Raw genomic sequence first — 12,584 nt, 5'->3', positions numbered from 1 at the left:
TGCAATCAGGGCAGCCACGCACTTTTTTGCCCCCGACGCCCGCAGCGGGAAAGCGTCTTCCGGCGAACCACGCCTTGTCTTCGAGAATATCCGACGATGAGTGGACCTTCTTCGAGGGCTTCATTCGTGCCGCCCGGCACTCTAACGGGCGGAAACCTGCGGACCATCGTCTTGTTCTCGATGGAATTTCCTGGATCACAAGGACTGGTGCGCCATGGCGTGATCTGCCCAAAGAGTTTGGCAAGTGGTCCTCGGTCTACCGTCAGTTCCGCCGGTGGACTTTGGCGGGATTGTGGGAGGATACCCTGCGCAACATGGTCGAGCGCTGCTTCAACAACCTGAAAAACAGCCGCCGCCTTGCAACCCGCTACGATAAAACCGCCGAAAGCTTCCTGGGCTTCGTCGACGTCGCCTGCATCAGGCTCTGGCTCCGCCATTTGTCAACATGACCTAACAGATCTCACGGATCCGAAGTTCGAGGTCGGCCTGCACAGTTCGCGGCGGGATTTGCAAGGGCAGCTCGAGGTTGTCGAACAGCAGCGCCTGACAGGCCCGACGGATCGACACGTGCCAATCGACCAACATCCCGTCGATAAACTTGCGCGTCCGGGCAGGTCTCAGAGCTTTCGGCGAATGGCGTCCTGCAGCATGTCCCGATCAGGCGTGAGGTCGGCCATGATCGTCTTCAGCCGCGCATTCTCATCTTCAGGGCCTTCAGCCAGCGCATCTCGTCTGGCAACAAACTGCCATAGCGCTTCTTCGAGGTGAAGCAGGTCGCCAGGCTGATCCCCGCCTTACGGCAGATCCCGGCCACGGCCGTTCCTTCCTTGCCCTGCTTCAGGAGGAACGCCTTCTGCGCCGCCGTGAATGCGATGCTTTCATCGTCTTCAGCTCCTCTTCCAGCCAGGGAAATCCAGCCGTAAAATCCAGCTCCAAACGATCCAGTTCTCAGGGGGCAGGGCGCCCATACCTCGCGAGGCCAGGCCCTATTTCATCTGTCCTGAAATATCCCGGGGGAGGCTCCGTCAGGAGCCGGGGGCAGCGCCCCCCTCCGGCGCCCGCCAGCCCCCCTTCGCCCGGATCTTAGTGGATGAGGCATCCTTCATCGGCAGATTGACGAAGACCCAGGCCGGAGGCTTCATCCGTGCAAGGTTTTCGCCCCGCCCGACGCGATTGCCGCCATAGATCTGTGCCGCCGGTGACAGCCGTGCGCGCAGACCCGCGCCTGGCCGCGCGAGGACACCAACCGGCACCGTCTCCATGATCCGCCGCCAGCGGTCCCAGCGGTGGAAACCCGCGAGATTATCGGCCCCCATCAGCCAGACAAAGGTCACGCCCGGGTAGATCGCCCTCAGCATCGCGATGGTATCCGCAGTAAAACGTGTGCCGAGGCGCCGCTCGAGATCGGTGATCCGGACCCTGGGGTGGCGCATGACCCGCCGCGCCTGTTGCAGCCGCGCCGAAAGCGGCGCCGGCTGACGCGCCTTGAGCGGATTTCCAGGCGAGACCAGCCACCAGACCTGGTCAAGCCCCATCCGCTTCAACGCCTCAAGGGTGATATGGACATGCCCCTCATGCGCCGGATCGAACGACCCGCCGAGAAGACCCACAACCATGCCGCGTGTCGCGAGAGGAAAGCCCTGTGCCATAGCGGGGTTCATATTTCATTCATGACGGCTATGGAAAGATGGATAGCGCCGCCGTCGGGCTAAACGACGCCGGCAATCCGGACTTTCGCCGGGCGCCGGTGTCGCCCCGGGGGTCCACCTGATCTCTGGCGTGTCTGCGCGCATACCGCCGCAGAGGCTCAGGGCGCATCCGGCGGCAACTATCGGGCGGGGCTGACCTCGCCCGACCGCGGGGGGCAGGGCGGGCCACGGCGGTCAGCTGCTGCCGCGCGGCATATTATCCGTGACTTCATGGCGAGCGATCAGCATCAGCCCGAAGGTCCCGCTTTTCCCACTGCAGGCGGGAAAAGTGGTAGCGGTACTCTTGAACTCCGTTTCCGCCCCGTCGAAAAACCTGTGGAGCTGCGGGTGGCACCGGTGCGGTTTTCTGCGGGGGCAGGCAGGTGCCAGTCGACACAGCTATCATGACGCTGGTGGCAAAGGGGAGAATGCGATGGCTTTTGATGCCCGCTCATGCCCCCCTGGCCAATCATCGACCTCGGGAAGGTTTGGCGCAAAGCGCGCTCATCCCTGGCCCGATGGTCGCATGGGCACTCAGTTCACAGAGCGTATCGGCCGGGGAATCACCCGGGACCTGCGCTTATGACCCTGACGCTCCTGGCGGAACAGGCTTACGCGTTTCCCGCTTTCATTCTGGCGCATGAGGTCCAGTTTCATCGCAAGAAGATCAAGTTCCGCTTGCTGCTGGAAGTCGATATCGCTTGTGTGGGCGCCGGACGTGAGCATGGCAATGATGGCTGCAAAGGTGATGTTGCCCGCGATTGCATAGGTCACGACAATGCCAAAGATATCAGATCCGAGGCAATAGGCGGCTCCGGCTGCGAAAGCTCCGGCAAGGGTTGCGGCGGTCAGTGAGACAAGAAACATGGCATCCTCCTCTTAGGTATTGCTTAAGACTCGGTAACCAACTGTGGGTTGAGTATCGTCTGGGTATTGTGGTTACAATGTGGCGACAATCTGGCCATTTCATCCGTTTTTCTGTTTGGCTCAGGATCGCATCACTTCTCGCCCGTCCGGGCACTTCGACTTGCCTTTCCACCCGGCAGCAGGGGGGCAGGCTGTGTGTCATTTTCTCTTCTCGCATGCGGCACTGCCGCGATGGTCGAGAGATGGTAAAGTCGGCAGACCGACGCTCTGAACGCTTCGCGGGCGCGCCGCTATCTGGCCAGCTCATCTCATGCGCAAATTCTCTGCACCCGGAGCGTGAGCCTGGCCTCGGGGGCCAGCCTGCACCACTCTCAGTTGCTTTAATACGAGAGCGCAGACGCTGGCCGATCATCTCGCCCATATGGCGAGAGATCGGCCACGGATCTTCACACAAGTGGAACAGAATTATGCCAAAAGCTCACCGGGCAGGTATCTGCAACCCTCGGGAAATCCCGCGTCCGAAGGCCGGGCGCAGTCAGTCAGAGCGCGGGATGCCGCGCGGTCGCCGTACGATGTCCTTTTGCTACCTGCTCGCATGAAACGCAGAAAAATGGGGGCACCAGGCTAGGCGTCTGCCTCCCCGGGTGATGGGCTCCCCCGCCGGCAATCTGCTGCCGCCCCGGCGTCATCGGGAGGGGGCAGGGCGGTCAGCGCGACCACAGCAGCGGGGGATAGCTATAAGCGCACGGATTGCGCCCCCAGGGGATCTGCCGGGGCGCGGCCGGCATTAATCCGGGCAGTGCTTCAGCGCGGGGCGCCTGCCGCCTCGCGCGCGGCCTGGCGCTTTGCCACCCGTGCCCGGATTGCCTCGACATCGGTGACCGGGGTCGCGGCGAAAAGCTGGCGGGTATAGGCATCGGCCGGATTGGCGAAAACCGCCTCTCGCGTGCCCTGTTCCACCGCCAGGCCCTGGCTGATCACCATCACATCATCGGCAATATAGCGCACCACAGACAGGTCATGGCTGACGAAAACATAGGTGAGCCCGAATTCCTCCTGCAGATCGGCGAGGAGGTTCAGCACCTGCGCCTGTACGGACAGATCCAGCGCAGAAACCGGTTCATCCAGCACCAGCAGCGACGGGTTCAGCATCAGCGCGCGCGCGATCGCGATCCGCTGCCGCTGCCCGCCCGAGAACATATGCGGAAAGCGGTTGAAATGCTCGGGGCCAAGGCCAACCCTGACCAGCATCGCCTCGGCCAGCGCGCGGCGTTCTTCGGCTGCGATCGCCGGCCGGTTGATCACCAGCGGCTCCATCAGCACCGAGCCGATCTTCTGGCGCGGATTGAGACTGCCATAGGGGTTCTGGAACACCATCTGAACCTTGGAGCGCAGCACCGGATCGGGGCGCTTCAGGGCGATATCGACCGGCTGGCCCTCGATCAGGAGATCCCCGCCAGAGGGGGCGTCGATCAGCGCGATGATCCGCGCCAGGGTCGATTTGCCCGAGCCGCTTTCGCCGACAATCGCCAGTGTCTTGCCCTTTTCCACCGAAAAGCTGACGCCTTTCAGCGCCTGGACTGTCTTTGAGGCGCCGAACAGGCCTCCGCCGATATGATAGTCCTGGGTGATGTTGCGACCTTCAAGAACCACGCTCATCGCACAGCCCCCCGAAGAAATCAGAGACGGTCGGCAGCCGGTCGCCGGTCGCATTCTCGGGAAGAGCCGAAAGGAGCGCCCGCGTATAGGGGTGCTTCGGGGCCTCGAACAGCGAAAGCACATCGGCCTCTTCCATCTTTTTGCCCTGATATTGCACCACCACCCGGTCGGCGGTTTCCGCGACCACGCCCATATCATGGGTGATCAGGATCAGCGCCATGCCGTATTCCTCCTGCAGATCCATCAACAGATCGAGGATCTGCTTCTGGATCGTCACATCGAGCGCGGTCGTTGGCTCATCCGCGATCAAAAGGCGCGGTTTCGAGGCAATCGCCATGGCGATCATCACGCGCTGACATTGCCCGCCCGACATCTGATGCGGATAGGAGGTCAGCTTTTCCTCGGGCTGGGGGATGCCGACCTGGCGGAACAGCTCCAGCGCGCGGGCGCGGGCCTCGCGGCGCGACATGCCGAGGTTAAGACGCAGCACCTCTTCGATCTGGAACCCGACCGTGAAGGACGGGTTCAGCGAGGCAATCGGCTCCTGGAAGATCATCGTGATCTCACGCCCGATCAGCTGGCGGCGTTCGGCCTTTGTCATATGCAAAAGGTCGTGGCCGTCATAGCTCATCTCATCGGCGGTGATGGTAGCGGTGTCGGGCAAAAGCCCCATCACCGCCAGCATCGAGACCGATTTCCCCGAGCCGCTCTCGCCGACGATGGCCAGCACCTCGCCGCGGTCGACCTGGGTATCGATGCCGTCGACGGCGGTGAAAGAGCCGGTCGAGGTGGCAAAACGGACCGTCAGATTGCGGATTTTCAATATCGCCATCGTCTCAGCTCCGCTTCAGTTTCGGATCAAGCGCGTCACGCAGCCCGTCACCCATCAGGTTGATCGCCAGCACCGAGATCAGGATGGCAAGGCCCGGGAAGGTCACGATCCACCAATGGCTCAGGATGAATTCCCGCGCCTCGGCCAGCATGGTGCCCCATTCGGCGGTCGGCGGCTGCGCCCCCATGCCGAGGAAACCAAGTGCTGCAGCATCCAGCACCGCCGAGGAAAACGACAGCGTCGCCTGGACGATCAGGGGGGCAAGACAGTTCGGCAGGATTGTCTTAAACATCAGCCGCAGATTGCCTGCCCCTGAGACCCGCGCCGCCGAGACATAATCGCGCTTCAGCTCTGACATCACCGCCGCCCGGGTCAGCCGCGCGAAATGCGGCTGATAGACGATGGCAATGGCGATCATCGCATTGGTCAGCCCCGGCCCCAGCACGGCGACCAGCACTAGCGCCAGCAGCAAGGACGGGAAGGCAAGGATCACATCCATCACCCGCATGATCACCACATCGACCCAGCCGCCGAAAAAGCCCGAGATCAGCCCGATCACAATGCCTCCGACCAGCGCGATGGAAACCACGACCACCCCGATGAACATCGAATATTGCGAGCCCTTGATGAGGCGCGACAGCATATCGCGGCCAACGGCATCGGTCCCGAGCCAGAAGTCGGAATTGCCGCCCGCAGCCCAGGCGGGCGGCAGTTTCTCCATCCCGCGATATTGCATGGTCGGGCTGTGCGGCACGATCAGATCGGCAAAGCAGGCCATCAGCACCAGAAGCACAAAGACGCAAAGTCCGATCACCGCGCCGCGATTGCGCGAGAAATAGAACCAGAATTCGGCCAGCATCCGGCGACGGATCTGCGCATCGGTGAGTTTGACGAAAGTGTCGCTCATTTGTTGCGGATCCTCGGATTGATGAGGCCATAGGTCAGATCGACCAGCAGATTGACCAGCATGACGACGCCCGCGACCAGCAAAAGGCCCGACTGCACTGCCGGATAATCACGGCGCGAGATGGAATCGATCATCCATTTGCCGATCCCCGGCCAGGAGAAGATCGTCTCGGTCAGGATCGCGCCCGCCAGCAATACCCCGATCTGCAAGCCGATGGTGGTGACGACCGGAATCATCGCGTTGCGCAAAGCATGGACGCCGATCACCCGGCGCGCCGGCATCCCCTTGGCGCGGGCGGTGCGGACGTAATCCTCGCCCAGCACCTCCAGCATGGCAGACCGCGTCTGCCGCGCGATCACCGCCAGCGGGATCGTGGCCAGCACGATGGAGGGCAGGATCAGGTGATGCAAAGCCGAGGCGAAGGCGCCTTTCTGGCCCGAAAGCAGGCTGTCGATCAGCATGAATCCGGTGACATTGGGGAAGAAATACATCAGCGAGATCCGGCCCGAGACCGGCGTCCAGCCAAGATTGCCCGAGAAGACGATGATCAGCAGCAGGCCCCACCAGAAGATCGGCATCGAAAAGCCCACAAGCGCCGCAGACATCGACAGCTGATCGAACCATGAGCCGCGTTTGATCGCGGCCAGCACGCCAATCGGCACGCCGACCAGCGTTGCCAGTACGATGGCGACAAAGCCAAGCTCAATCGTTGCGGGGAAAAGCGTCAGGAATTCAGACAGGACCGGCTTTTTCGTCACCAGCGAATTGCCGAAATCGCCCTGAAACAGCCGCCCGACGAAATCGAAATATTGCAGGACGATGTTCTTATCGAATCCCAGCTGCGCCGAGATCTCGGCATGGCGCTCGGGCGAGACGCCACGTTCGCCCGCCATCAGCAGCACCGGATCGCCCTTAAGTAAACGCGGGAACGAGAAGGCTACGATGGTGATGCCAAGGAAGGTCGGCACCAGATACAAAAGTCGCGAAAGGATGAAACGGATCATACGCCTCTTTGCCCCTGAAAGAGACGCGCGGTGAAGGCCTGGCCTTCCCGCGCGTCCGGGTGGAGAGTTCCGGGCTGATTACTCGGCGATATCGACAGTGTCGAAGGTGTAATCGCCAAGCGGGCTTTGTACGAAGCCGGTCACCTTGTTGCTCATCGGCACATATTGCGTCGAATGGGCGATGGTGAACCAGGGCGCCTGATCCTTGAAGATGACCTGGGCCTCTTCATAAAGCTTGGTGCGCTCGGCCTGGTCCGACGTGACCTTGGCCTTTTGCAGCAATGCCGAGAAATCCTCGTTGCACCAGAAGGCGCGGTTCGCACCGCCAGGTGCCGCACCGGCGCAGCTCAGCAGAACCGAGAGGAAGTTGTCGGGGTCGCCATTATCGCCGGTCCAGCCAAGGATAACGGCGCCTTTGCGGCCCGGCTCCATCGACTTGTCGAGATATTCGCCCCATTCATACGAGACGATCTCGGCCTTGACGCCGACTTTCGACAGGTCTTCCTGCATCATCTCGGCGGTGCGGCGGGCATTCGGCATATAGGGCCGCTGCACCGGCATCGCCCAGATCTCCATCGAGAGACCCGAGACGCCCTCTTCCTCAAGCATCTTCTTCGAGGCTTCAGGATCATAGGGGTCATCGATGATGGCGTTGTTATAGGACCACATGGTCGGCGGGATCGGGTTCTTGGCGGGCTCTGCATGGCCCTCGAACACGGTCGAGACGATGGCTTCCTTATTGATCGCCATGTTCAGCGCCTTGCGGACCTTCGGATTGTCGAAGGGCGCCAGCGTAGTGTTATAGGCGAGGTAGCCGACATTCAGGCCAGCCTGTTCGTCCAGCTTGAGGTTCGGATCAGCCGCGATTGCTGCCAGATCGGCGGGCGCCGGGAACGGCATCAGGTGGCATTCACCGGCCTTCAGCTTTTGCAGACGAACGGCCGCATCCGGGGTGATCGCGAAGACCAGATCGTCGATCAGCGGGGCAGGACCCCAGTAATCGGCGTTTTTCTGATACCGGATCACAGCATCTTTCTGATAGGCCACGAATTTGAACGGGCCAGTGCCAATCGGCAGATTGTTGAAATCTTCGCGGGTGCCGGCGGCGTCCAGCGCATCGGCATATTCTTTCGACACGATCGACATGAAGGGCATGGCGATATTGGCGATGAAGGGGGCCTCGGGCTGGTTCAGCGTCACCTTGACGGTGTAATCATCGACCTTCTCGACCGATTTCACCAGGTTCGGCATATCCATCGAGGTGTAATATTCGTAGGTAATGCCGGGGATATACTGGTGCCAGGGGTGGTCGGCGCTGGACTGACGCTCGAAGGAGAAGATCACGTCATCGGCGTTGAAATCGCGGGTCGGGGTGAATTTGTCGTTCGAATGGAACTTCACGCCCTTGCGCAGGTGGAAAGTATATTCGGTGCCGTCTTCCGACACATCCCAGGACTCTGCGAGCGCCGGTTCGGCTTCGGTTGTGCCCTTCTTGAATTCGGCGAGGCGGCTGTAAACCGGGTGCGCGCCGGCGTCAAAAGTGGTGCCGGCGGTATAGGGGGCCGGATCGAAGCCCTCGGGCGAGGCCTCCGAGCAATAGATGAAGGTTTTCGCCATGGCGGGCGCTGCGGCGCTGAGCGCCAGCGCCGAGGCAGCAATCAGGCTGCGCGAGAGAAGCTTCATAAGTGGTTCCTTTCACTCACTGTTGACGGTTTTTTGTTCCGGATTCGTGCCAAATGTCCGGACTGTATTCTGTTTGCATACATCGCCAGAATGTCGATGTTCCACTTTATTTGGCCGAAAAGCGAACGAAATTCCTGACAGAATGACGGGCCTGTCAGCATTCAGTCAAAAGGCCGGTCCAGGCTGACTGATGGCGGGCAGAACCAGCGCGGGCCGTCTTCCGCCATCCAGGCAATATCCTCCAGCCGGATGCCGCATTCGCCGTAAAGGCAGAGCATCGGTTCGATTGAAAAACACATGCCGGGGGCGAGCGGAGTCCGGTTGCCTCTGACGATAAAGGGGTCCTCGTGAATGTCCATCCCAAGCCCGTGTCCGGTGCGGTGGGGCAGGCCGGGAACCGCGTATCCGGGGCCGAAACCGGCAGCGGTCAGGCTGTCGCGCGCGGCGAGATCCACGGCTTCGCAGGGGGCTCCGATCCGGGCTGCCGCAAAAGCCGCCGCATGGGCCGCATCTTCATGGTGCCATAGCTCCCGCTGGCGCGCGCTTGGCGTGCCGAAGACGTAACTGCGGGTGATATCTGAGCAATATCCGTGCAAAACCCCTCCCATATCGATCAGAACCATATCGCCCTCAGTGAGGATCTGCGGCTCGGGCACGCCATGCGGATAAGCAGTGGCCGCGCCGAATTGTGCCGCCGCGAAAAGCGGTTTTACCCCGAGCGCCTTATGCGCGGCCGAGATGAAAGCGCAGGTCTCGGTGGTCGATATCCCGGCGCGCAGGTTCTGCCAGACGGCTTTCTGGACCTGATAACTGGCCTCCATTGCAGTCTGGATAATGGCGATCTCGGCTGCAGATTTTACCTGGCGCAAGGCCGAGATCAGCGGTTTCGCCACCGTGATCCGACCCGCCATCGCGGCTTGCAGAGGCGCCGCGAACAGCCAGGGCGTTGCGGGGTCAAGCGCCAGGACCGCGCCTTCACCCGCGATCCGGGCGACCTCGGCTGCGATCAGCGCGTAGGGGTCTTCGTCTTCCTGCCAGGTGGTTATAGGCCCGTCTTCGCGCAACAACGCGCGCAGCTTCGGCTCTTCAAAGGTAGGGCTGATATGAACCGGCGCGCCCCGGGCGGGGATCAGGGCCCCGTGGATCCGCTCTGAAAGGCCAAGACTATGACCGAGGAAATAGCTCAGCGAGGACGAGGCATCGAGCCAGACCGCGCCGATTTCCGCCGCCCGCATCCGCGCCTGCAAAGCCCCGACCCGCGCCGCATATTCCGCGCCGCCAATTGCCGGAACCGAAACCGGACGAAATCCGTCAAGCGCCCTGTCAAAGCTCATCTTCTGTCACTCCCCGGCTGATCTGCCACCTTTGTCCCTTGCCTTTCGGCGCGGAGCAAGAGCGGCGGCCGGTCACGGCGGAATTTCGGTCAGGACAGGCGGTTTGCCGGCCCTGACCCGGGTCTCGCCTATCATCTGCCTGCGGGGGGCAACGCATCCCCTTCTTCACGCCTGGGCTGATGGCGTCTTTTCCAGGCGCAGGATATGGAATAACGCTGCCGCATGGCCATCAAGCTGAACTCACTTCATGATCTTATAAGACAGGGCTTCGACAACGTCATCGATGTTCGGTCGCCGTCAGAATTTGCGGCCGATCACCTGCCCGGAGCCATCAGCCTTCCTGTCCTCGATGATGAGGAACGCGCCCGCGTCGGCACGATCTACAAACAGGTCGCTCCTTTCGAGGCGCGCAAACTTGGCGCGGCGCTGATTTCACGCAATGTCGCGCGCCATCTCGAAGGGCCGCTTGCCGACAGGCCGGGCGGCTGGCGGCCCTTGCTCTATTGCTGGCGCGGCGGTCAACGCTCCGGTTCGATGGCCATGATCCTGTCGCAGATCGGCTGGCGGGCGGAGATCATTGCCGGCGGCTACAAGGCCTGGCGCGGGTTGGTGGTGCGCGCGCTGGAGGCCGCGCCCCCGTCACGCATCATCTTGCTTGATGGCAATACCGGATCGGCCAAGACCGAACTCCTGCAGCTGCTGGCGCTGCGCGGCATCCAGACCATTGATCTTGAAGCCATGGCGAACCACAGGGGGTCGCTGTTTGGCAGCCGGGGCCTTCAGCCGTCGCAACGGATGTTCGAGGGACGCATCGCCCAGGCATTGAGTGATCTCGACCCCAGCCGCCCTGTTGTTGTCGAGGCCGAAAGCTCGGCTATCGGTCAATGCCGGCTTCCGTCACAGCTGTGGAAAGCGATGTGTGCGGCGCCAAGGATCGAGCTTGATGTGCCGCCGCAGGAACGGGCAAGATACCTTGCCAGTGCCTATAGCGACCTGACGGCCGATCATGACCGGCTCAGCGCGACCATCGATCAGCTGCGCCCGTTCCATCCGGCTGAGCGGGTCGCAGAATGGCATATGCTTGCCGGGCGGGCGGATTATGTGGCGCTGTCAGAAGCGCTGATCGCAGCCCATTACGACCCGCGCTATGCGAAACACCGGGCAAGAAGCGGCATGGCCCGCCACAGGGTCTTTGTGCCAGGTCTCGATCCGGCGGGGCTGCTTGCCGCAGCGGACAGTCTGGCCGAAGAAGTGCAGCGCATATAGCAGGTGCAGGCGCGCTCCCGGTCTCGCATCCCCATGGGGTCGCGGCAGACCTCCTCTGCTGCCTTATATCCCAGTCCTGTCGATTCCTGACATTTTCTGTACAATCACAACTGCTTGCCAGATTTCGTCATAATTCGGGACAAAGCAGCAAGCTTTTTTGCGCTATTAGGGATGAGGCTGGACTTGTCCCTTTTCCTGGTATCTTCGGCGCCTGCGGACGGTCTCGGGCGTGCCGGGTGATGTGAAGCGGTCCCTGAGTGCGATCCGGATCAGGACCTTAGCATCCTGCCTGTCGAAGTCTTTCGCCATGATGCGCTCGCCGAGGATCTTGACGCATCTCATCTTGGCCTCGATGCGACTTCGTCGATGATATCCGGGCCATTTCTTCCAGTTGGTCCGTCCGAAGCGCTTGCAGGCGCGCAGGGCTTCGTTGCGAGCCTGCAGGCCGGGATCATGTCCCTTCCAGTCCCGGGCATTCCGGCGGGGCGGGATAACGGCATCTGCACCTCGGGCCGCGATAGCGATGTGACAACCCCTGGTATCATAGATGCCATCGGCGGTGACGCTGCCGATCTGTTCCTCCGCCGGGATCTGTGCCAGCAGATCCGGCAATCCGATCTGCGCAGCATCCAGAGTGGGATCAGCCGTATCGAGGCGCAGTTGGAGAAGTTGCAGCTGAGGCCGTGATATCTCACCCCGCTCTGGGGGCGGGGTGAGCCGTGATCGCTGGCAGGGCTTAGACAGAGAACGGCAGAGGTTGTGGATCTATTGAAGAATATGGCGGAAATCGGGGGGTTTGATCCGGAAACTGTATCGCAGCATCTGCATGGCGGGGCGCCCGCACAGCAAAAATACGAAAGCCCGACGGGCTCTCGCTCCGACGGGCTTCAGCGGTCAATTCCGCATAACTCGTAAAATCTCAATGACACAACTGTTTACGCGACATGCGGCTAACGCCGCCAACTGATTAAACAACAGTTTTTCAATCGGTTACTCACTATGTGGCTTTAGAGCTGTAATGCCGCTGCGAGGATAGACGGCGAGATTGCGCAGGTATTTTTGCCTATATCCCGTCCGGCTCCCGCGCCGGCTCCTCACACCCAGCTTGCAGCTCGACACGATCCAGTTCGTGACGCGGAATGGCCGGGGATGCCCTCGGCGCCTACATGGGCCTGTCGCGTGAGGTCACGGTCGGGCTGATCGCGGTCCTGTCCTATCTGGGCCCGCGTGGCGCCGGGGCGATGGTAGAGCGGTGGGCCAGCAGGCGGGGGTGACGCTTTGAGCCCTTTGCGGTCATTGCTCAAGAACACGGGCGCCTTTAAAAGGTGGCGGAACGAAAGGTGA

Annotated in this window: 11 protein-coding genes and 2 pseudogenes; 3 read left to right on the top strand and 10 right to left on the bottom strand. The window is 61.6% G+C overall.

Features of this window, described 5'->3' with window-relative positions; translation table 11 throughout:
• The first annotated feature begins 74 nt into the window (after positions 1-74).
• Complete coding sequence (locus tag QNO18_RS14625; RefSeq protein ID WP_283178810.1) at positions 75-449, top strand: transposase; 375 nt, start codon at positions 75-77, stop codon at positions 447-449.
• Positions 450-528: 79 nt separating this feature from the next.
• Here the strand turns inward: QNO18_RS14625 and QNO18_RS14620 are convergent.
• The 9 genes and pseudogenes from QNO18_RS14620 to QNO18_RS14580 all read right to left on the bottom strand — a co-directional run.
• Positions 529-907, bottom strand: a pseudogene (locus QNO18_RS14620) (transposase); the annotation flags it as partial.
• A 118-nt stretch (positions 908-1,025) separates the two neighbouring features.
• Complete coding sequence (locus QNO18_RS14615) at positions 1,026-1,649, bottom strand: nicotinate-nucleotide adenylyltransferase (RefSeq protein WP_283178261.1); 624 nt, start codon at positions 1,647-1,649, stop codon at positions 1,026-1,028.
• 573 nt (positions 1,650-2,222) lie between these two features.
• Positions 2,223-2,555: a hypothetical protein gene (locus tag QNO18_RS14610; protein ID WP_283178260.1), complete on the bottom strand. Its 333-nt coding sequence runs from the start codon at positions 2,553-2,555 to the stop codon at positions 2,223-2,225.
• Between the two features lie 804 nt (positions 2,556-3,359).
• Complete coding sequence (locus QNO18_RS14605) at positions 3,360-4,214, bottom strand: ATP-binding cassette domain-containing protein (RefSeq protein ID WP_283178259.1); 855 nt, start codon at positions 4,212-4,214, stop codon at positions 3,360-3,362.
• The gene (locus QNO18_RS14600) at positions 4,198-5,046 is read right to left on the bottom strand and encodes an ABC transporter ATP-binding protein (RefSeq protein ID WP_283178258.1); all 849 of its coding nucleotides are present in this window, start codon (positions 5,044-5,046) and stop codon (positions 4,198-4,200) included. Before QNO18_RS14600 ends, QNO18_RS14605 begins: the two co-directional genes overlap by 17 nt.
• A 4-nt stretch (positions 5,047-5,050) precedes the next feature.
• A complete protein-coding gene (locus QNO18_RS14595) occupies positions 5,051-5,953 on the bottom strand; it encodes an ABC transporter permease subunit (RefSeq protein WP_283178257.1) in 903 nt (300 codons plus the stop codon).
• Positions 5,950-6,957 carry an ABC transporter permease subunit gene (locus tag QNO18_RS14590; RefSeq protein WP_092898185.1) on the bottom strand — a complete coding sequence of 336 codons (1,008 nt, stop codon included), beginning with the start codon at positions 6,955-6,957 and terminating at the stop codon, positions 5,950-5,952. Before QNO18_RS14590 ends, QNO18_RS14595 begins: the two co-directional genes overlap by 4 nt.
• Positions 6,958-7,035: 78 nt before the next feature.
• Positions 7,036-8,640 carry an ABC transporter substrate-binding protein gene (locus QNO18_RS14585; RefSeq protein ID WP_092898183.1) on the bottom strand — a complete coding sequence of 535 codons (1,605 nt, stop codon included), beginning with the start codon at positions 8,638-8,640 and terminating at the stop codon, positions 7,036-7,038.
• Between the two features lie 161 nt (positions 8,641-8,801).
• Complete coding sequence (locus QNO18_RS14580) at positions 8,802-9,974, bottom strand: Xaa-Pro peptidase family protein (protein WP_283178256.1); 1,173 nt, start codon at positions 9,972-9,974, stop codon at positions 8,802-8,804.
• A gap of 222 nt (positions 9,975-10,196) precedes the next feature.
• On the opposite strand from QNO18_RS14580, the gene mnmH reads away from it, so the two are divergent.
• Positions 10,197-11,240: a tRNA 2-selenouridine(34) synthase MnmH gene (mnmH, locus tag QNO18_RS14575; RefSeq protein WP_283178255.1), complete on the top strand. Its 1,044-nt coding sequence runs from the start codon at positions 10,197-10,199 to the stop codon at positions 11,238-11,240.
• 165 nt (positions 11,241-11,405) lie between these two features.
• On the opposite strand, the pseudogene QNO18_RS14570 reads toward mnmH, so the two are convergent.
• Positions 11,406-11,852 (bottom strand): annotated as a pseudogene (locus QNO18_RS14570) (transposase); the annotation flags it as partial.
• Positions 11,853-12,379: 527 nt separating this feature from the next.
• On the opposite strand from QNO18_RS14570, the gene QNO18_RS14565 reads away from it, so the two are divergent.
• Positions 12,380-12,514, top strand: a complete 135-nt coding sequence (locus tag QNO18_RS14565; protein WP_283178254.1) for a hypothetical protein — start codon at positions 12,380-12,382, stop codon at positions 12,512-12,514.
• Positions 12,515-12,584: the final 70 nt, after the last annotated feature.

Source organism: Gemmobacter sp. 24YEA27 (assembly GCF_030052995.1).
In the GTDB taxonomy this organism is placed as follows: Bacteria; Pseudomonadota; Alphaproteobacteria; order Rhodobacterales; family Rhodobacteraceae; genus Pseudogemmobacter.
This window is presented reverse-complemented; position numbering and strand designations above follow the sequence as displayed.